Here is a 22029-nt window from a genome sequence, read left to right on the forward strand (position 1 = left end):
TAGAAATATTGGCCAGTTATCAACTTAAGCCAGTTGAAAGCTGACCGTTAAATAAGCTAATAATTACCGCTGCACTTAAACTTGCGGCATGTGGTGGCATGGGAGGAGAGTCAATTAAGAATAAGCCCAAAGGCAATAATGTAGGTGCTTACTAAGTATTGATATCATACCTTGAATTTACTTGTGGAGAAAAGGTGTTTTAGATAAAGATTACATGAGGAAAACTTACCGTTTATAAAAAATAAAATTACAAGCCTGAGTTATTGCTAAAAAATGCTATTATATTTAAAATAGTAAATGTAAGTTATGGCATTCCACGCATTTTTAAATAACCCATATAATTATACCCACGAAAACGAGATTTTCGATGTTTTAGTGGAAAAGCTTTCTGCCAGGTATAGAGACACTAATTACCTTTCAATCCTCTTAGGTAATGTTAATTGTAATGGCAGGGAAATGGACGCAATCGCTATTAAAAAAAACAGCATAACCATTATCGACTTTAAAAATTACGGAGGAGATATTAAATTTTCCGAAAATGCAGCATGGGAAACAAATGATACAATAATTAAGGGAGGAACATACCTTAATCCATTAGAACAGCTTAAAGATAATAAAAGAATTTTTAAACAATATCTAGAACACACCTCCAACATCTTTTATTATAAGGATTCAGCTTTTCTTCCGCATATCAGCGGATTAGTCCTTTTTCATAAAACTATTAACTTCAATCAAGCTGTCTTACCACCAAATATTAAAACTTGGTTTAGGATAGCAGACATCGATAGTGCTTCCGATACTTTATATAATTTTTCTAGTTTAAGAATAAAGCTTTCTGAAAGTGAAATTCTTAATTTTCCTAAAGCCCTGCACCTTGAAGAATATAGAAAGGAAAAACTTCTTTACACCTCTCGACTTACTAATAATCAAGAATTAAAGGGTAATGATATTGAGGTTAAACACCAAAATATTCATCCTGATATTTCAGCACTAATTAGCTTAGGAAATATTAGATTTATAGAAGGTGATTTTTATGGAGCAATTGATGCTTATACCCAAGCTACAATAGTAAACCCATCTGAGTCTTTAGCTTACTATAAGAGAGGGTTATGTTATCAAAGCTTAGATGAAAATTTAAATGCAATTGATGATTTTAACCAAGCCATAGCTTTTAGCAGAAATTTCTCACCTGCTTTCTTAGGTAGGGCTAATTCCTTTTTCAGCCTAAAACAATATAACAAGGCCATGGAGGATTATATCAGAATTACAAATGATAAATCTAAACCAGTAAAAGAAGCAAGATCGCAAATACATTTTAAATTAGGTTCCATTCATGCCTCAAATGAACATTACTCCCCGGCATTGGAAGAATTCACCAGAAGTATAGAGTATGAGCACAGTTATTACGAGCCTTATTTTGAGAGAGGCCGGGTAAATCTTATTGCCGGGAACTATAAAGAGGCTGTTAATGATTTCTCAGAATATATTCACTCAAAACCTAATAATCCTGAAGCTTATTTTTATAAAGGTAAAGCTAAAGAGGCATGTGGCAGCATGGAGGAAGCCATAAATGAATATTCGCTTGCCTTAAAATATAGACCTAAATATTCTGAGGTTCTTCTTCATAGGGCGAATGCATTAGTAATTTTAAATAAATATGAAGAGGCCTTAAAGGATTATGATTTGTATGTTTTGATTAATCCCAATGATAATTTAATCTTTGTTAGAAGGGGAGATATAAAGAAAGGATTATATGATTATAAGGGAGCTATTGAAGACTTCTCAAAGGTAATTAATGTTAATCCAAGTAATGCTGCAGCTTTCTTTAAAAGAGGTCTGACACAACTAGAACTTAAAGCATATAAAAAAGCAATTGAAGATTTTGATGTTGCAATTTCCCTGAATTTATTAAAACAGGAGGTATATTTTAAAAGAGCTGAAGCGAAATTAAATTTAGAAGACTACGAAGGTGTTATAGAAGATTATTCTTATATAATAGCCGCAGGCACTAGGGATGCAAATGTGTTTTACAAATCAGGTTTAGCCAAACAATTTAGGTTAGATTTTTCTGGGGCCATTGAAGATTTTACAGATGCCATTGGTTTAACTAAAAGTCCATATAATTGTGGTGATTTTTATGCTTCTAGGGCATTTGCTTACAAATCTATTGGTGAATATACTAGTGCCATATCTGATTACCTTATAGCTATTAAGCTTAGTTCAGACAAAGCTAATAAATTAAAGTTGTCGCTTTCAGATGCATACCTAGGAATTGCTGTTAATGAAAATTCGTATGGTAATTATGAAAATGCTATTATAAATTACGTTGAAGCCATAAAACTAAATCCAACTAATAATAAGGATTTAAGAATTGCATTAGCTGAAGTTTATTTTAATAAGGCATTGATTAATAAAAAGGAGTACAAACCTGAAAATGCTTTTGCAGATTTCTCCAAAGCGATAGAACTAAACCACAATAATCCTTTTTATTATTACGAAAGAAGCTTACTTAGATTTACATTTAATGACTACTTGGGCGCTCATATGGATTTTTCTATAGCCAGTGAGTTAGAACCTGATGATGTTTACTATACTAATCAACAATGTTGTTATGATACCATAATTGAAGCTATAGAGCTTAACCCTGGTAATTGGGCCTGTTTTACGGAAGAAGAAACCATTGAAGATATTATAGAAGAGTTTGAGATAGCCTTAATAGAATCTATTAAAGCTGTAGACCATGAACCTATTGAAGAAGATTTCTTGCATTGGAATAATAATGAATATTATGAATTCAGGGGGTATGGTAATTATACAGATAGTGCTCATTTTTATTATCGAAGTGGAGATCTGAAAGTTAGTTTACAGAACTTTAAAGGGGCTATAGAGGATTATACTAAAGCCATAGAGTTAGATTGGGATGTAGCAGATTATTATCAATACCGAGCATATGCGAGTTTTGAAGTTAAGGATTACGATAATGCTGTTGCTGATTATGTGGAAGCTATAAGGCTAGATTCAACAAAAGAAAATGAGTTAAGAATTTCCTTGGCTGAAGTTTACTTTAAGAAGGCAATTGATAGCCTAGAAATAGGCTTGTATACCGATTTCGATTATGCCATTGAAGATTACACAAAAGCAATAGAACTGAATCCTAGTAATGCAGAGTATTATTACCACCGAGGATTAACAAGGTGTGATACAAAGGATTATAAAGGTGCTGCTAAAGATTTTACAAAAGCAATAAAGTTAAATTCGATAAGGAATGAAGAATTAAAAAGGCTTTTACCATATGCATACTTTTATAATGCTATTGCAAAAGAAAGAAATGGAAATTACAACAAGGCAATAATAAACTATACAAGAGCAATAGAGCTGAATCCAAGTGATGCAGAATATTATCAAAATAGAGGTTGTGCTAATTTTGAGATGAATAATTTTGAGGCTGCATTAGCAGATTACACAAAAGCTATTGAATTGGACCCATCTAAAACGAAGCAATTGATACCGAGATTAGTGAATTCCTATAATAATATGAGAAATTTTATGGGCTCTGACTTTGTTTCTGTAGACTGAAAATTTGTTCTTCAGGTAATTGTTGTATGAAAAATCATTACAAGTATTTTAACCCCGCTATTTTGAGTCTTCCGCAGGATGACTGCAAACTTTTGATGAAACCGGAAGAACTCTGTTCCGGTAAATACCAGCAAAGGAAACTACATGCAAGGGGGCTATCAAATCAGAGACCAAAACGGAATTTATTTTATCACCTTTGCGGTGGTGGAGTGGGTGGATGTTTTTTTCCCGAAAAGAATATGCTAACCTGGTAGTAGAAAGTTTGTAGTTCTGCCAGAAAGAAAAAGGATTAATTATCTATGGCTGGTGTATACTATCCAACCATTTGCACCTGATTGTATCGGCGGGCGAAGGGTTTGGCTTATCAGCTATTCTGCGTGACTTCAAAAAGTTTACTTCTAGTACTATCTTGAAAGCTATTGAGCAGAACCCACAGGAAAGCCGACGGAATTGGATGCTATGGCTATTTAAAGCTACTGGCGAGAAGAACAGCAAAAACACAAAATATCAGTTCTGGCAACAGGATAACCACCCAATAGCTTTGGAATCTAACCGGTTCAAGGAAGAAAAACTGTATTACCTGCACCAAAACCCGGTAGCAGCCGGATTGGTAGCGGAGCCGGAGCATTATATTTATTCCAGTGCAACAGATTATGCTGGCGGTAAAGGATTAATTAATATTACTTTCCTGTAATGTTCAGGAAGTCGGAGACTTTCCATTTCATTAAGCGTTTGCAGTCTCCTGCGGAAGACTCCAAACAGCGGGGACCTACAAACAGCGGGTTTGTTATATTCTTGTAAGCCCAGTAGGAGCAATGCATTAAATTCTAAATTAAATAATCCTGCAGGGTACTTTTAAATATTTCCCCAAGCCCTAACACTGCTATTTAAATTTTTAGCCGTTACTTTGTGTCTTTCGTTAGTACACCCGATGCTAGCTCCCTTTAGGATGAAAATATTCAAAACCGACTATAGCGCTACCGGCGCCTTTTCTGCGCTAATTACCGATTACCTGGCCCAGGACCCCAAATTGCAGCCCTTTTATAATCGCTTTCCGGCCCTGGAAAACTTTGGCGAGCAGGTTAGGGAAAAACAGCAGGCGCCCGTAAACCGCGAATTACTTTGTAGCGTGCTGCACGAACAATACGCCAATATTGCGGAGGTGCAGCCGCTGGTGCAGCAAAATATTAAATTACTGGGGCAGCCCAATACCTTTACCGTTACCACGGGCCACCAGCTTAATATTTTTACCGGTCCGCTTTACTTTGTTTACAAAATTATTTCGGCCATTAATACCTGTAAGCGCTTAAACGAAACCTACCCCGATTACAATTTTGTGCCGGTTTACTGGATGGCCACCGAAGACCACGATTTTGCCGAAGTCAATCATTTTAATTTGTTCGGTAAAAAATATACCTGGGAGAGCAACCAGACCGGAGCCGTAGGTCGTTTCTCTACCGCCGATATGGCCGAGCTGCTTTCCAGTTTGCCTGAAGCTTGTCCGGTTTTTACCGAAGCTTACGCCAATTACAGCAATTTAACGGATGCTACCCGCGCGATTACCCACGCTTTATTCGGTGCGTACGGGTTGGTAAGCCTGGATGGCGACCATCCGGCCCTGAAGCAGGTGTTGCAGCCCGTGGTGGAGCAGGAACTCACGCAGCACACGGCGCATCAACTGGTAACCGAGGTAAGCGAAAAGCTGGCTGCCGAATACAAAGCCCAGGTGATGTCCCGGGAAATAAACTTTTTTTACCTCGATACGGGCCGGCGGGAACGCATTGTGCGGGAAGGCGATAGCTACAAAGTTTTAAACACTGATTTGGTGTTTTCGGAAGCCGAAATATTAAAGTTAGCGGCGGAAGAACCGGATAAATTTAGCCCCAACGTAATTTTACGGCCGCTGTACCAGGAAATGGTGCTGCCCAACCTGGCGTATATTGGCGGCGGGGCCGAAGTAAATTATTGGTTTCAGTTAAAGCCGGTGTTTGAAGCCTACGGCGTGCCGTACCCGATGGTAATGCTGCGGAATTCGGCGTTGTATATTAACAAAGCCAGTGCTATTCGCCGGCACAAACTAAATTTGCAGCCCGAAGATTTGTTTAAAGAAACGAATGTGCTGAAAAAGCAGATTACCGCCCAGTTTGAGCACGATGGTTTATCGCTGGCCGCCGAAAAGGAGCAAATAGAAAATATATTTCAGCGCATTACCCAACTGGCCGCCAGCATCGACCCAACCCTGGAAAAAACCGTAGCGGCCGAGCGGCAGAAAACCCACAACGCGCTGGAAGTGCTGGAGAAAAAAATTGTAAAAGCCAACGATACCAAGTACGAAACCCACTTTAACCAGCTCAACAACTTAAAAGAAAAATTATTTCCGGGCGGCACTTTACAGGAACGCACCGATAATTTACTGACCTACAAAACAAATAATCCGGAATTTATAGAGCAGTTGCTGGCGGCTCTAGACCCGCTCGAACATAAATTTACCGTGCTGGAGGAAGAATAATGCAGAAGGCCCGTTTGCGGAAAGAAATGCTGCAAAAACGGCTGGGGTACGAAGCGGCCGATATTTCCCGGAAAAGCCGGCAGATAGCCGCTAATTTTTTCGGGCATTTTTCTTTAGAAGATATTAAAGCCGTTCATGTTTTCCTGCCCATTCGGCTGAAGAACGAGATAGATACCTGGCCCATCATCCGGAAACTGCAAGCCGAATATCCGCACATTCAGGTAATAGCCTCGGTGTCGGATTTGCAGGAATTTACCTTAACGCACCATTGGCTCTTGCCCGAAACCGAATTGGTAGAAAATAAATGGGGTATTCCGGAGCCCCGGGGCGCTGAAGCCATACCGGTTGAAAAAATTGATATGGTGCTGGTACCATTGCTGGCTTTTGACCAGCAGGGCCACCGGGTTGGTTACGGCAAAGGCTTCTACGACCGGTTTTTAGAATTGTGTCGTCCCGATACCCTAAAAGTAGGTTTATCCCTGGAAGAGCCCATCACCGCCATCACCGATATTCACCCTGGTGACACCGCCCTGGATTTCGCCCTTACACCTACCCATATTTATAAATTCGGCAACTAAGCTTTTTACCCAATAACTCATAATTCCTGGAAAAGCAATTCCTCCGCGCCATCCCGAGCCTGTCGAGGGATCTAACACCGCTTGTACTAGAAGGTATATAGCTAACAACTATCAGCTAAAAGTTCAGGAGATTGTTATGATTGCACAACGGCTATCACGTAGTAGCAGGTAGAAGCCTAAAAGTTTACGTAATCCATTAGCGTCCTTCAGACGGAAACCACGCAGCAGGCAGCCAGATAGGTTCCTCCAGGAATTCTTGGATTCCCAGAAGGACAGCGGTGGGCTGGATTAATTCAGAAGATAATAGCCTTCGGTTTTATCCCGGTAATATATCCCTCGACAGGCTCGGAATGACCTAGCGCAGCGGCCATTCCAGTATCTAACTGAATATTGTTTATTATCAACAGGCTATCAGTATTTTGCTTATCTTAATTGGTACAAAAAACTATTCACTCCCTCAAATATTCATTCAATTATTCACCCACTCACGCATTCACGCATTTACTTTACCGCCCGCGTCATTTCGCGTTTACCGGCCGGGCCGGGTAAGGCTTGTACGGCAAAACCGGCGTTTTTTAAGCTTCTTTTAAAACTGCCTTTGGCGCAGTAACTTACCAGTATGCCGCCTTCCGCTAACGCGTCGTAAAGCTTCTGGAATATTTCGTCGGTCCAGAGTTCGGGTTGTTTTTCCGGAGCGAAAGCATCAAAGTAAATCAGGTTGTAGTAATTGGTGGGCAGGGTATAGGTTTCCAGGTCGTTCTGAATTTTCCGGAGCTCGAAGTTAGGTAAAACCGGTACGGGTTCGTGCCAGGGAGCCGTATGTAACTGCGGCAAATATTCGAGCAACTCGGGGTTCAGAATAAATTTATCGAAACGCATTTGGTCTACGAGTTCTACCGAAACCGGGAACTTCTCCAGCGCCTCGTACACAACCTGGTAGGGCTTGTTTATTACGTGTTGCAGCGTAAGCAACGCATTTAAACCGGTACCAAAGCCTACTTCCAACAATTTAATTGGGTGGTGATACGTCAGGGCAAACGCCAGCCCGCCCTGGATAAAAACGTGCAGCGATTCCTGCAAGGCGCCGTTTACCGAGTGATAATGTTCGTTTAGTTCGGGCACGTAAAGCGTCGTAGACCCGTCTTTGGTTTCCCTGATTTCAGTTTTCATGCGTAGTTGGTCTTGTTCCAGTTTAGTAATGGAAATATTATTGATGTCTGCCGGAAAGCCGCTGTTTTAGGTTTTGGCCGCAACAAACCGGTACTTTTAAGTAAAAGTACTAACCTATTTATAACAGCATCTTACCAATAAATTTACCACCCCTGCCCCTCCTAAAAATAGGAGGGAAGCTTTCGGTACCGGTTAAAATATATAATTTACGCTGTTGCGTTACTTAAATACGAAAGCCGGCTACTTGTTAAAATTATATTACAAAATAACGGGATGCCGGTGAAAGGGTTTAAGCGGGTCGAAGAGGTAGCGGTACGTTACCAGTTGGCGGCTTTGTTCGGCGCCTAAGTTTTGCGATATATTTAATATTTTGGGATTAAAGTCGCCTTGCCATTGCAATTCTACCTGTTTGTAGCGGGTTTTGGCTTTAATCACCTTCTCGGCTTCCACAATCATAAAATAATCGATGCCGGTACCCTGAAATTCCGGCACGATGCCAAAGGCCAGACCAACAAACCGGTTACATACGCCTAACCGCTGTAATATTATAAATTTAAGCTTCGCCCACAGGTTAAATTGCCCGTTCAGGTACTTTACCAACTGATTTATATCCGGAATATTAATCCACATGGCGATGGGTTCCTCCTGGTGGTAGGCAAACCAGATTAACTTTTCGTCCAGAATAGGCTGCATGGTTTTAAAAAGCCGGATGGCCTGGTTAACCGGTATTTCTTTGTTGCCTTCGTGCTGGGCCCAGGCTTTGTTGTAAACAATACTGAAGTCGGCGGCAAATTTATTTAGCTGAGGTTTCTTTAAATGCGCGGCTTTGAAAGCACTGTTGTCGGCAAATTTCTGGTGAGCGGTGTAAAATTTAGGTTGCAGTTGGGTGGTCTCATCGGCCACGGGCAAGCTCCAGCAGATTTGGTTATAAAAGTTTTTAAAACCGTAGCTTTCGAATAAAGCCTGGTAATAGGGCGGGTTGTAGTTCATGGTATACAAAGGGGCCTGAAAGCCCGAAATCAGTAAGCCCCACCATTTGTCCCTTTCGCCAAAATTAATCGGGCCGTCCATGGCCTCCATGCCCTGGTGCTGCAGCCAGGCGCGGGCCGTATCAAAAAGCAGGTTAGCGGCCGGTTGGTCGTTTACGCAATCGAAAAAGCCCATGCCGCCAACTTTTACATCGTCGCCTTTGTTTTTGTACCGGTTGTTTACAAAAGCCGCAATCCGGCCGATTGCCTGACCCGCCTCATTAATTAAAATCCACCGCTGAACTTCGCCGTGGTTAAAATATTTGTTTTTTTGCGGATCGAAAACCGCCTTTACATCTTTGTCTAAAGGTCGAATCCAATGGGGATTGTTTTGGTTTAAAGTGATATGAACCTGCAGAAAAACTTTTTCTTTTTGCTTATTATCGACCTCGACCAGAACCATAGGCGTGTGTTTGGTAATCTATTCTATTCAAAATAAATATCATTTCCTACATTCAGGGCCGGCATATTTACCGCCCCTGAATTGAATATTCGGCGCAAAAGTAAAATTTAAATCCCGGGCAATTGCTTTTAACCAGAATAATAATCTGATAACGAAGAAAACAGAGCAATCTTCTACCGGTAAGTTAATAGTAACGGGCGTTGGGAAAAAAACTATTATTGCTGCGATAGCCGGGCCATAAATATTGTCGTCCTTTGGTTTATTTATATTACATTTTGCCTGACAGATTTATTAGCTTTTAGTCCGCATGATTATTCACCGCCATTTCTTTTCGCTTACTTTCTTATTCTTAACCTTGATTGGGGCTTTACCTGGGTACGCCGCTGAACCGATAGCTATCCGGACCAAATTTGAACACGCCTTTACCAGTTCTAAAGATTACGCTAACCCACTCTATGACGTAAAAAAGTTCAGTGTTAAGTTTACTTCGCCTACCGGCCGGGTTAAAAACATAAACGGCTTCTGGGACGGTGACCGCAACTGGCGAGTACGTTTTGCCCCCGACGAAATAGGTGCCTGGACCTGGGAATCTACTTGCTCCGACGCGGAAAATATCGGCTTGAACGGCGTTAAAGGGAGTTTTACCTGCACCGATAATAAAAGTAAATTAGCCATTTATCAGCACGGCGAAATTATTCATCCCAAAGGCTCTTACCACTTAACCCACGCCGACGGCACACCTTTCTTCTGGGCAGCTTGTACGGCCTGGAACGGCACGCTTAAATCTACGGAGCAGGAATGGGATACGTACCTCAGCCACCGCGCCCAAAATGGCTACAATGTTATTCAGTTCGTAACCACGCAATGGCGCGGCGGCGATAAAAACAGCCTGGGTCAGGTAGCATTTGAAGGCAGCGGCAAAATAAAACTGAACCCGGCGTTTTTCCGGCACCTCGACGGCAAAATAGATAAGATAAACGAACACGGCTTGGTAGCGGCTCCGGTGCTTTTATGGGCTTTAGGTTCGGTGCAGGGCCGCGAGTTAAGCCCCGGTTATTATTTGCCCGAAGAGGAAGCTATTCTGCTGGCCCGCTACATGGTGGCCCGTTACGGCGGCAACCAGGTAATCTGGATTTTGGGCGGCGACGGTAAATACACCGAAGAAAATGAACAACGCTGGAAAAATATTGGCCGCGCGGTATTTAAAGACGAACACCCGGGTTTGGTGGCTTTGCACCCGGGCGGCGGTTCCTGGATAGGCGAGGCTTACGCCCAAGAAAAATGGCTGGATATTATCGGTTACCAATCGGGCCACAACAACAGCGCCCGCACCATTAATTTTATGAACAAAGGCCCGGTAGCCACCACCTGGAGCCAATTGCCACCCCGGCCGCTGATTAATATGGAGCCCGTGTACGAAGAAATTAACCCCAACATAACGGCTGCCGATGTGCGTAATGCCAGTTACTGGAGTGTGTTAAGTGCTCCTGCATCCGGTATTACCTACGGCGCCAACGGCGTTTGGCCGTGGCTGCGCGAAGGCGAAGAAATATTAAACCACGCGGGTAAAGGCGAAAAATCGAGCCGGTGGCACCAGGGCATTAAACTGCCCGGCAGTATGCAGGTGGGGTATCTGGCCAATTTTATGCGAACCCTGGATTGGTGGAATTTGCGGCCTGCTCCTGAATTACTCGTGGCGCAACCCGGCGAAGAGCAGTCCGGCAGTTTTGTATCGGTGGCACGGAGCACCGATGGCAAAACCATGGTGGCTTATCTGCCCAAAGGCAACGCGGTAAAGCTGTACAACTTGCTAAATATTAATTACGAGGCACAGTGGTTTAACCCAGTTGCTAATAAAACCCAAAAAGGTAAAGTGGTTACGCAAAACGGTTTTTTGGTTATTACGCCACCCGCCGATAATAGCGATTATGTGCTGGTTTTACGCCAGAAAAGTTAATATTTATAGAACTTTCACTAAGTTATGGGAAAGTCTCCGTTTGGAAGGGAAGGATGCAGCGGTAAAAACGACAATCTTGTTAAAGGCTGATTTCTTTCTTTTAAGCCGGTAAGTAACCAGTGCCTGAAAATTGGTATTTCCAGGTAGTTTAGCCATAAAAAAGGCGACCGGTAATTAAAATCTGAAATCGTATGACGCACACGGAAATATTAGTGGTGGGCAGTTCTAATACCGATATGGTTATTAAATCGGATAAACTGCCTTTACCCGGCGAAACCGTACTGGGCGGAACGTTTTTTATGAACCCCGGCGGAAAAGGCGCCAACCAGGCCGTAGCAGCAGCCCGTTTAGGTGGTAAAGTTACTTTTGTAGCGAAAGTGGGCAGTGATATTTTCGGACAACAGGCTTTACAACAATTTGGGCAGGAAGGCATAAACACTGCGTACGTAACCGTAGATGCGGAACACCCTTCCGGAGTAGCCCTGATTAATATTAACCAAAACGGAGAAAACTGCATTGCCGTGGCGCCGGGCGCGAATGGCCAGTTAAAGCCCCGCGACGTGGCGGCGTTGGAAGCGGCAGACACCAACACCATTGTTTTACTGCAGCTAGAAATTCCTTTAGCAACAGTTGAATACGTTATCCGGCAGAGTTACGAAAAAGGCTTGCGGGTAATTTTAAACCCGGCGCCGGCTCAAACGCTGCCACCCGATTTATTTCCGTTGCTCTACCTGATAACCCCCAACGAAACCGAGGCCGAAATATTAACCGGAATCCGGGTGACCGATACCGATACGGCCCGAATAGCAGCAGCTAAATTACAAGCGCTGGGTGTTGCGAATGTAATTATAACGATGGGTGCCAGGGGAGCTTTTCTCCAGGGTGATTCAGTTTCTGAATTAATTCCGGTACCGGTGGTTACCGCTACCGATACCACGGCGGCCGGCGATTGTTTTAATGGCGCTCTGGCGGTGGCTTTGGCCGAAAATCAACCTTTAAGAGCAGCCGTAACTTTTGCCGGCAAAGGCGCCGCAATTTCGGTTACCCGCCTGGGCGCCCAAGCCGCTATGCCTTACCGGAAAGAAGTTGACGCCATGGCGGCGCAGGATTTTACCTAAAGTTATCAGCCGCTGTTCAGGCATGTTACCTTCTTTCTGAAACCTAAATTTTAATATATTAGGAGCGATATGACCAGCCAATGCCGCTGCGCTCATTTTTAAAAGCATGAAGAAACTGCTCTATATTTTATTCCTGATTTTACTAATAAGCCACGTAGGTTTAGCGCAGTACCGGGTTATTCTGGATGCTGATATTGATTCGGATGTGGACGATGCCGAAGCCCTGGCCATGGTGCATACTTTAGCCGACCAGAAGAAAATAAATTTCCTGGGGATAATTGTTACCAGCGACGACCCGTATGCCGCCGAATGCACATCAGCCATTAATCAATATTACGGCCGGCCGCGGTTGCCCATTGGCGTACTAAAGAACCAACCAAACTTAAAAAATCATTCCCGTTATACCCGCCAGGTAGCCGCCGAATATCCGCACCAGCTAAAATCGTACGAAAAGGCCGAAGATGCCACGGCTCTGTATCGGAAACTACTGAGCAAAAGTCCGGATGCCTCGGTGGTAATAATTACCATCGGGCATTTAACTAATCTGCAAAATTTATTAAAATCCGGGGGTGATAAATATTCGCTCTTAAGTGGTAAGGAACTGATAAATAAGAAAGTAGCCAAGTGGTTATGTATGGGCGGTCAGTTTCCGGCGGGCAAAGAAGCTAATTTTTACCGGCCCGATCCGGGCTCTACGGTTTACTGCCTGCAAAACTGGAAGCAACCGGTAATATTTGCCGGCTGGGAAGTAGGTGAAAAAATTAAGACCGGCGGCGAATATTTAAAAAGCAAACTCACGCCGGCCAGTCCGGTTTACCGCGCCTACGAATTATACAATAATTTTAAAGGCCGGTCCAGTTGGGATCAGGTGGCCGTGTTTTTATTAACTGCGGAAGCCGATAAATATTTCGAGACAGTGCGGGAGGGCTATTGTCAGGTAAATGCCGATGGCAGTAATCAGTGGTTGCCAGGCAACGCCAGCAACCAGGCTTATGTACAATTTAAGCCGGACGTTAATTACGAAGAAATTGGCCGCCTGATGGATGATATGGCGATAAAATAGGCTACCTTTTATTGCTATAGCGGGTGTTCCGCTGCAATCTTAAACGCAAACCTAAACTAGTTTTATGCCGTTGAAAAATAATTTACTGCTAATATTTAGTTTAACCCTGCTGCTATTATCGGCCCAAGCCCAAATCAGAGCCAAAAAAGAAACAGCTAAATCAACAGCCGGTAAAACCATCTACAGGAAAATAAAATTACTGTGTTTTCTGATTGTTTTCTTAGGAATAGTTCAGGTAAGCCTGGCTCAAAGCGTGAGTATTGCCAATCAAGTTAAATCGCCGCGGGCTTCCTATGCGGTGGCTATGTTGGAAAAATACCTGATAAAGCAGGGCTACACGATAAAAAAAGCGCCGGCCGATTTTGCCATTGCGCTGAACGTAAATACCAGTAAACTCGGCAGCGAGGCATACACCATTTCACCGGCTGGTAAAAAGATTACCATTACCGGGGGCGACGGAACCGGCCTGATTTACAGTACCCTTTCGGTAGCCGAAGACATACGCAACGGCACCAAACTGCAAAATATTAAAGCCCGGAGCGAAAGCCCAAAATTACCTTTTCGAGCCATCAAATTCGACCTGCCCTGGGATACTTACCGCCATAGTTATTCGCTCGACCAGCACATTGAAACCTGCCGCGATGTGAACTATTGGCGTGCTTTCCTGGATATGATGGTCGAAAACAGGTTTAATGCCCTAACCTTGTGGAACCTGCACCCTTATACTTACATGATTAAGGCGAAGAATTTTCCGGAGGCTACGCCCTTTAACGATCAGGAATTACGGGAGTGGCAAAATTTATTCCGGAGCATTTTCCGGATGGCCAAAGAACGAGGCATCGATACTTACCTAATTCCTTTCAATATTTTTGTTAGTCCGGAATTTGCCAAAGCCCATAACGTGGCGATGGATAACCTGGAACATCATTTTTTTGTGAAAGGCGACACTTCCGAAATTATTAAGCGGTACACCCGCGAAAGTGTCGCGCAGGTGCTGCAGGAGTACCCGGATCTGACCGGTTTCGGGCTTACCCTGGGCGAAGGCATGGGCGGCATGACCCCGCAGGAACGCGAAGACTGGATGAAAGAAACCATTATCCAAGGAATGCGCCTGGCCGGTCGCAAATCAAAACTGGTACACCGGATTCCTTTTTCGGGTAATACCGGCTCGTTGGGTGCTACTACCGTGGAGATGGAGCAGATTACCCGCAAAGGCATTGAAAAAGAAGCAGCTATGGATTTCATTAGTCCGCCTATCTGGGCCGATTTAAAATTTAACTGGTCGCATGCGCACTCTACGCCCAAGTTAATTAAAGTACACGGGGGCAAATTGTACGGCACTTATTTTAACCCGGTACCGCAAGATTATAAAATAACCTGGACCGCCCGCAACGAAGATTTCTTTTGCCTGCGCTGGGGTGTACCCGGTTTTGTGCGCGAACACATTAACCAAAATTCCCCGGCTTATGTAGGCGGCTATTTTATCGGCTCCGAAACCTATATTCCGGCCAAAGATTATTTTACCAAAATCAGCGGACCAGTTGACTGGCGGTATGCCTTTGAACGGCAGTGGCTTTTTTATAAAATTTGGGGCCGGCTGTTGTATAATCCGGCTACACCCGATGCGGTTTTTAAAGCCGAGTTTACCCGCCGCTACGGCCCAGCCGGAGAAAATTTATTGCAGGCCTCAGCCCTGGCCGGCAGCACGCCTTTACGTTTAGCCTCTTCCTACGATTTTACCTGGGATTTTTCGCTTTATAGCGAGGGTATGCTGGCTTTGGACTCAAAAACAAAAAGAGTGGGGTATATTTCGGTGGACCGGCAGATTAACCAACCCCCGTTGGACCCGGACTACGTTTCGGTGGCGGATTATGTAAAAGCTGTTGCCAAAGACAGCTCTTTCCCGGAAAATAAAATTACCCCGCCCAAACTGGCCCAAAGGCTGGAACAGGATTGCCAGAAGGCGTTAGGTTTGGTTGAGAATATTAATACTGCCGGCAACAACACCCTCCTGTACGAGGTAGCCGATATAAAAACTTGGGCTAACCTGGGATTACATTTCGCCGAGAAGCTGAAAGGTGGGGTGGCGCTACAAACTTACCGGTTGAAAGGCGGCGAAGAAAATAAACAAAATGCCATCAAGCACCTGGAAAAAGCCCTGCATTTTTGGGATGAAGTAATTGCCATTACCCGGCCCATTTACCACGACATGCCGTTGGTGCATTACAGCGAGCAGGATGGCAAATCCTGGCAACAAAACGACCATCTTCGTTTTCATTGGGAAAAAATCAGGCCCGATGTAGCGAAAGATATCCAGATTGCCCGCCAATCTAAGGCCAATTCGGCTGCGGATTAAATAAAATTTTCTGAAGAAATTCTATTATCTTTTAAGTTTTAATACCAAGCTTTAGGGATGTTAAATTAGAAGCTGTTTATTATTTTTCGAACAGAATTTGGTACCATTAGTGGTGTTATCACCGCCAATTCTGAAGCTTCTGCCAGACTACTTGCTGGTGAAAACACCCAGCAAGGGCTGCTGTTTTATCTAATTTCTAAAATGCGCAACGGCTTCGTAACCTGCATACCTGATATTCTCTCATATTTTTAAATTATTCCAGTAATCACTCCCGGAATTTAATACGGGAAATACCGCTTTTAAGAATAATCTCTTTGTCCTGCCACACAAAGGTACCGGTTACATTCAGGGGTAAAATTACTTCGGCGTACATGCCGGTTTTACCTTTCCGCTGAAGACTAACTTTAATTTCCCCGGCGGGGTGGGGCATGGTGGCTTTGGCTTCGTTTAACTCACCCAGTGCCGGCTCTACCCGCACGGTAGCAAAGCCGGGTTTATCGGGCATGATGCCGCAAATAGTAGCCAGAAAATCGTAATTAGGACTGGCGCTCCAGGCGTGGCAGTCGGAGCGGGCCGGTTCGGGTTTTTCGGCAAAAGTAGTTAACCCAATAGCCAGCATATTACGCCAGGGGGTAAGCTGCGAATAATATAAATCGGCCATGCCGGCTTTTTTTAAGGCTTGTGTCAGGTAAAAACGGTAGTAGAAAGTGGCCTGGCCTAAGGTTTGGTCTTGTAGTATTTTTTCCATTACTTCTTTGCTTTCCTTAGCCGGAATGGTACCGGTCAGGATGGCCATAATATTGGCGTGCTGGCTATATTTCTTTTTTTCAGGCGTGTTTGCCATTAAGGTTTTCTCGTGGTCGAAGCACAGGCGGTACGTATTCTGGCTTAATTCCTGGGCAAGCTTTTTATAGCGCGCGGCTTCTTCTTTCTGGTTAAAATAATCGAACAACTGGGCCGCTTGCTGCAGGGTATAAATATATTGCAAGGTAATTATAGACGAATTACCATTGTCCGCGCCTTCGGGTACGCCTTCGGTAAAAGCATCGGTGTAGTCTACAAAATTCCACCATTGCATCGGACCTAATATTCTTTTATCCTGGTCAATTTTTTTCTCGTACCAGTCCAGCACACCGCGGGCAGCCGTTAAATATCCTTTTACAAAACTAGCATCGGGGCGGTGCATCCAATAGTCGTACAGCATCGAGACCCAGAACAAAGAAAAGGTAGGAATAACCTGGAGGCGGTTGCTCGGATAGCGGCCCTGCGTTAATCCTTCGGGTACCCGTGAGTTGTAGAAATCCGTAATGGCTTTGCGCATCAGCCGGTCGTCGCCGGTTACGTACAACGAAATTAAAGCCTGAATGCGGGTATCGGCTTCGTACTGCAACTGCTCGTAATAAGGGCAATCGTAGTAAGTTTCGCCGGCGCACAAGCGGGCGGTGCGCCAGCCTACCTGCCAGATTTCCTTTAAAGAATTATCGTTGCTGGTAAAACTGGCTTTGGCCTGAAACGGATAGCCGGTATACTGGCCGTATAAATCGTTAATAATTAAGGGTTGCGCTTTGGTTTGAATATCCAGTTGTAAGTAGCGGAACGTGCGCAGCCACAGCGGCCGGAACAAGCGGTTGGTACCGCCATCGGGTAGAAAGCGGTCGTAGTTGCCAATAATTTCTTTCCCTTCTATTTCGTCGCGATTGCCTTTTACGCCATTTTTAAATAAAGCTTCGGCATAGGTAAGGGTTACGGAAGCACCTTTACCGCCGGTGGTAATTAACTCGGGGTAGGCTACCGTGTTAAAGCCTTGGTCGAGCAGCACGCTGGCTTTGGTATTGGCCGGAATAATAAGTGCACTGTTGCCCGTCAGAAATTTATCTTTTACCCCGCTGATACCCGTGGTGCGGCGCACTTCTTGCAGGCGTTGTTTTGTTTCTTCCATCAGCGGAATGCTGCGCGGAACCAAAGTCCAGAGGTTATCGGTGCCGTAACCCAGGGGAGCCGGGTTCGCAATTTGCCGGGCCGCCGACCATTTTGTGTCGTTAAATTGCAGGTTTTCCCAGCCCCAGGGATAAGCCGCGGCGTTTACCTCATCGCCGGGACCGATAACCATATAGCTTTTTAAACGGGCGCCATTATCGGTAGAGCAAGGCGTGTAAGAAACATTCTCGGTTACTTTCCAGGTTTTATCGGTGTTAATTATTTTCTCTGCTTCCGAATCGCCCTGCACCAAAAAGGCCGTTTGGTTAGAAACCTGCGCCACCGGGGCGTGCTCGCCCATATTCCACACCACCGCACTAATAATATTTGGACCGCTCTTTAAAAACGGAGCCAGATCAACAGTTTCGAAATGCCAGTTATACAAGTCGCCGCGAGCGGGCCCGTTGCAAACAGCTTTGCCGTTTACCAATAAGCGGTAACGGTTATCGCCGGAAACGTGAATAATAAATTTAGCAGGTGTTGTTTTTAAATCGATTATTTTCCGGAAATGGTAAATGCCATAGTCCCGTTGCGGCACATCGGGGCAAGTAATCCAGTAAGCCGGCCAGTGGCTATTGAGTAATTTGGGGTTAACCGGTATTGATTGGGCACTGCTTATAGCAATGCTGCCGAAGAACAGCAGCATCAGCAATATAGCTTTATTCATATTAAATATTTACTTTTTAAGAAAGACAAACCGGCTAAAAATAAGCAGAAAGGTTGAGATGCCCGAAAATTTATTTGTCTTTAGGAGTTGGAAGATAGAAATGAGTAGTGTAAAAATTGGGCTGAGGTTTACAATTGTAAATAGTATCTCGGTACAAGTGTTGTATTTAATATTTAAAAAAACAGTTGAGAACTGGCTCTTAATATATAATATTAGCTTCCACAAACTTATGCCTGAGGGAAACATTAATAAAAAAGGTAATCTGTAATCAGTCCAATGCAAAGTCAGAGATGAATAATTAATGTCTAATTGAGTGATTAAAATATATCAAAAAGCCTAAAGTTATTAATGGAAGAAAAGCCCACAAAACCATTTTCCAAGGTTTTGTTTTCTCAGATTGACGAGATTTGTGATTAAAATAGCTTTCAACTTCGAGGTATTTATCTTTGTAGATAAAAAGGAAATAATTGGTTATGTAGAAGGGGGCCGTATATAAAAAAGCTGAAAAGTATACGTTACCAATTATTAAAAATGGCTCTAAATAAAACAGGGCAACAAATGCTATTATATTATATAACCAAATAAACTCCCAAAGGCCAAAATACAGGAAAGCCATAAATAATGGGTCTTGGCTTCTTCCAACTCCTGAAAAGTACCTGTAAAAATTAAAGAAAATCTTATGGTATATTCCCAAGCGTTATAAATCGAAAGATTTATATAACATGAAGAAATTTGTTTTGGATTTACTAACAAGCTTCTTCTTAATACAAAAGATATAATTACTTAAACCCCTTTGGTGGCAGCTTTCATTTTGGCCAAGGCGGTTTGGGCTACCAGCAAAGCATCCTGGGTATAGTAACCTTTGTTAAATACTTCAAAAGAAATAATCAGCGGTTTATCGGGTTGGCGGAGGGCTTGTAAAATGCGGCCAATGGGTGCTACGCCTTCGCCGGTATAAATGCGGTCGGCATCGGTAATGGTGGCCGGCGAAGAACTGGCGCTGTAATCGTTCACGTGAAATATTTCGATGCCGGGTTTACCTACCAAATGTAAGCTGTCGAGGCTGGTGCCGCCTTTGTATAAATGGTACACATCGAGCAAGAGTCGGGCTGACGGATGACCGCTTTCGGTGGCAACGTACAATACTTCGCTCAGGCGGCTTAAATTCTTCGAAAACCCCCAGAGTTCCAGTTGCGGTACTACGCCGGTTTGGTCGCCCAGTTCTAATATTTTGCGGTAACGTTCGGCGGCTTTTTTCAGGTCAAGACCCGGCGTGTTGGTAGCGCCGGCGGGTGGGGCAGCGGTGCGCTTACAGCCCAATTGCGCCAGCAGTTCCATTTCGCGTTTTAATAAATCCAAGCCTTTTTGGCGGGCCGCATCATCATCCACAATCCAGTTGGCGAAACCAATGGCATTCTCTATTTTCAGGCCTAAGTCACCAATGCGTTTGCGGGCATCCGCAATTGTACCGCCACCGCTCAGATAGGTTTCCAGCGAGTTCATCCAGATTTCGACGGAGCGGAAGCCGGCTTTGGATGCGGTTTCGAGTTCTTTAACAAAACCTAAATTTTGGCCCCGGATGGTGCTCATGTTCAGGCAGTATGTAAAAGCTAGTTTAGGTGCCGGTTTGGCCAGGTTTACTTCGGGTAACAACGATAAGCCTACGGCAGCGCCCAGTGCTTTTAAGGAATTTCTGCGGTTTAATAATGAATCAGCCATACCGTAAAACTAATATTTAAGCGTTAAATTACAACCGTTCTGATTAAGAATTCCGGCTAACAAAAGCGGCAAAATTATTAATTCGGGGGAAGCGTACTGGAATTTTATTTCATACCGCGTACCTTTAATATTTGCAGCCGGTTTAGCATAAGCACTATTTCGCTTTAAATTAAATCTAAGCCGGTTTAAATTTTAACTTCATCATGTATCGTTCAAGATTTAATATTTTTTTTCAGTTTGCAGCCCTGGTTTTTTTGCTGACGGGGACTTTTTCGGCACAGGCGCAAACGCCCATATTTACCCGCCAGGATACCCTACGCGGTTCTATTACCGCCGAGCGGGCTTGGTGGGATCTGACTTATTACCACCTGGATATAAAAGTAAACCCCGCCGACAGTACCATCCGGGGCAAGAATACCGTGCAGTACAAGGTGCTGCAGCCCAGCCAAACCATGCAAATGGACTTGCAGCCGCCCATGCGCATTGAGCAGGTAACCCAAAACGGTAAAACCGTCACTTTCACCCGCGAAGGCAACGCGTATTTTCTGAAGCTAACCGAAAAGCAAACGCCAGGCAAAATAAATAAAGTAGAGGTGGTGTACGGCGGTAAGCCCCAGGTGAGTAAAAATCCGCCCTGGAGTGGCGGCGTTACCTGGCGCAAAGATGCCAACGGCAATCCGTTTGTGGCTACTTCGGTGCAGGGCGACGGCGCCAGTTTGTGGTGGCCCTGCAAAGACCACATGTACGACGAACCCGACAGCATGCTCATTAGCGTAACGGTGCCCCAGAAATTAACCGATGTATCGAATGGCCGGCTGCGGAAAGTGGTACAGAACAACGATGGCACCAAAACCTTTCATTGGGCGGTAACTAACCCCATTAACAACTACGGGGTAAATATTAATATTGGCGATTACGTGCACTTTGGCGAGAAATATCCCGGCGAAAAGGGTGTGCTGGATTGCGATTATTACGTGTTGCGCGACAACCTGGACAAAGCTAAAAAACATTTTGCCGAAGTGCCGCGCATGTTAAAGGCTTTTGAGCATTGGTTTGGCCCGTACCCTTTTTACGAAGACGGTTATAAACTGGTAGAGGTGCCTTACTTGGGCATGGAGCACCAAAGTTCGGTTACGTACGGCAATAAATACCAAAACGGCTACCTGGGCAAAGATTTGAGCAAAACCGGTTGGGGCCTGAAGTTCGATTTTATTATTGTGCACGAATCGGGGCACGAGTGGTTTGCCAACAATATTACCTATAAAGATATTGCCGATATGTGGATTCACGAGAGCTTTACGGCTTACTCCGAAAACCTTTTTCTGGATTATCACTTTGGCAAAAAAGCTTCGGCCGAATACGTAATTGGTACCCGGGCTAATATTCAGAACGACCGTCCTATTATAGGCAAGTACAATGTAAACTACAGTGGCTCCGGCGATATGTACTACAAAGGCGCCAACATGCTGCACACGCTCCGGCAAATTGTAAACAGCGATGCCAAGTGGCGCACCATTTTGCGCGGCCTGAACAAAACTTTTTACCACCAAACCGTTACCACCGGGCAAATAGAAGATTACCTGAGCAAACAAACCGGGCGCGACCTGAAACCATTTTTCGACCAATACTTGCGCGATGTACGAATACCCGTGCTGGAGTATACTTTTAAAGATAACAAGCTGCAATACCGCTGGAACAATGCCGTAGCCGGGTTTAACATGCCCGTAAAAGTATACCTCAACGACAAAGAAGCCTGGCTGGAACCCACCCCCAACTGGCAGGAACTAAAAGAAACCCCCTCCAAAGCCAAACTAAAAATAGATCCTAATTTTTACGTAACGGCTTCGAATAAACCCAAAATATAAACCCATCTTATAAAGCAGTGTTGAATCAGGGCCATTAACGTAA

General features: G+C 44.1%; 13 protein-coding genes. 9 read left to right on the plus strand and 4 right to left on the minus strand.

What is annotated here, in order from left to right; all coding sequences use genetic code 11:
* Positions 1 to 306 precede the first annotated feature (306 nt).
* From AAE02nite_RS17010 to AAE02nite_RS17025, 4 genes are all read left to right on the plus strand, one after another.
* Complete coding sequence (locus AAE02nite_RS17010) at positions 307 to 3576, plus strand: tetratricopeptide repeat protein (RefSeq protein WP_146900280.1); 3270 nt, start codon at positions 307 to 309, stop codon at positions 3574 to 3576.
* A gap of 325 nt (positions 3577 to 3901) precedes the next feature.
* Positions 3902 to 4270: a transposase gene (locus tag AAE02nite_RS17015; protein ID WP_307725552.1), complete on the plus strand. Its 369-nt coding sequence runs from the start codon at positions 3902 to 3904 to the stop codon at positions 4268 to 4270.
* Positions 4271 to 4525: 255 nt separating this feature from the next.
* Positions 4526 to 6085, plus strand: a complete 1560-nt coding sequence (gene bshC, locus AAE02nite_RS17020) for a bacillithiol biosynthesis cysteine-adding enzyme BshC (RefSeq protein ID WP_146900283.1) — start codon at positions 4526 to 4528, stop codon at positions 6083 to 6085.
* Positions 6085 to 6663, plus strand: a complete 579-nt coding sequence (locus AAE02nite_RS17025; RefSeq protein WP_146900286.1) for a 5-formyltetrahydrofolate cyclo-ligase — start codon at positions 6085 to 6087, stop codon at positions 6661 to 6663. The genes bshC and AAE02nite_RS17025 overlap by 1 nt, the downstream gene beginning before the upstream one ends.
* Before the next feature lie 501 nt (positions 6664 to 7164).
* Here AAE02nite_RS17025 and mnmC2 read toward each other — a convergent pair.
* Together mnmC2 and AAE02nite_RS17035 are read right to left on the minus strand one after the other, a co-directional pair.
* Entirely contained in the window at positions 7165 to 7833 is a 669-nt protein-coding gene (gene mnmC2 / locus AAE02nite_RS17030) for a tRNA (5-methylaminomethyl-2-thiouridine)(34)-methyltransferase MnmC2 (RefSeq protein ID WP_146900296.1), read from the minus strand.
* 258 nt (positions 7834 to 8091) lie between these two features.
* On the minus strand, positions 8092 to 9264 hold the full coding sequence (locus AAE02nite_RS17035; RefSeq protein WP_146900299.1) for a hypothetical protein: 1173 nt from the start codon (positions 9262 to 9264) through the stop codon (positions 8092 to 8094).
* Between the two features lie 307 nt (positions 9265 to 9571).
* Between AAE02nite_RS17035 and AAE02nite_RS17040 the strand changes: the two genes are divergently transcribed.
* From AAE02nite_RS17040 to AAE02nite_RS17055, 4 genes are all read left to right on the plus strand, one after another.
* On the plus strand, positions 9572 to 11221 hold the full coding sequence (locus AAE02nite_RS17040; RefSeq protein WP_146900302.1) for a glycoside hydrolase family 140 protein: 1650 nt from the start codon (positions 9572 to 9574) through the stop codon (positions 11219 to 11221).
* A gap of 191 nt (positions 11222 to 11412) precedes the next feature.
* Positions 11413 to 12339: a ribokinase gene (gene rbsK / locus AAE02nite_RS17045; protein WP_146900305.1), complete on the plus strand. Its 927-nt coding sequence runs from the start codon at positions 11413 to 11415 to the stop codon at positions 12337 to 12339.
* A 106-nt stretch (positions 12340 to 12445) separates the two neighbouring features.
* The gene (locus tag AAE02nite_RS17050; RefSeq protein ID WP_146900308.1) at positions 12446 to 13402 is read left to right on the plus strand and encodes a nucleoside hydrolase; all 957 of its coding nucleotides are present in this window, start codon (positions 12446 to 12448) and stop codon (positions 13400 to 13402) included.
* A 70-nt stretch (positions 13403 to 13472) separates the two neighbouring features.
* Positions 13473 to 15758: a glycoside hydrolase family 20 zincin-like fold domain-containing protein gene (locus AAE02nite_RS17055; RefSeq protein ID WP_371863487.1), complete on the plus strand. Its 2286-nt coding sequence runs from the start codon at positions 13473 to 13475 to the stop codon at positions 15756 to 15758.
* Positions 15759 to 16023: 265 nt separating this feature from the next.
* Here AAE02nite_RS17055 and AAE02nite_RS17060 read toward each other — a convergent pair whose 3' ends face one another.
* Both AAE02nite_RS17060 and AAE02nite_RS17065 read right to left on the minus strand, forming a co-directional pair.
* On the minus strand, positions 16024 to 18402 hold the full coding sequence (locus AAE02nite_RS17060; RefSeq protein WP_146900314.1) for an alpha-L-rhamnosidase-related protein: 2379 nt from the start codon (positions 18400 to 18402) through the stop codon (positions 16024 to 16026).
* 783 nt (positions 18403 to 19185) lie between these two features.
* Positions 19186 to 20121, minus strand: a complete 936-nt coding sequence (locus AAE02nite_RS17065) for a sugar phosphate isomerase/epimerase family protein (RefSeq protein WP_146900317.1) — start codon at positions 20119 to 20121, stop codon at positions 19186 to 19188.
* Positions 20122 to 20324: 203 nt separating this feature from the next.
* On the opposite strand from AAE02nite_RS17065, the gene AAE02nite_RS17070 reads away from it, so the two are divergent.
* Positions 20325 to 21986 carry a M1 family metallopeptidase gene (locus AAE02nite_RS17070; RefSeq protein ID WP_146900320.1) on the plus strand — a complete coding sequence of 554 codons (1662 nt, stop codon included), beginning with the start codon at positions 20325 to 20327 and terminating at the stop codon, positions 21984 to 21986.
* The last annotated feature ends 43 nt before the right edge of the window (positions 21987 to 22029 follow it).

It is taken from the genome of Adhaeribacter aerolatus (genome assembly GCF_007991635.1).
In the GTDB taxonomy this organism is placed as follows: domain Bacteria; phylum Bacteroidota; class Bacteroidia; order Cytophagales; family Hymenobacteraceae; genus Adhaeribacter; species Adhaeribacter aerolatus.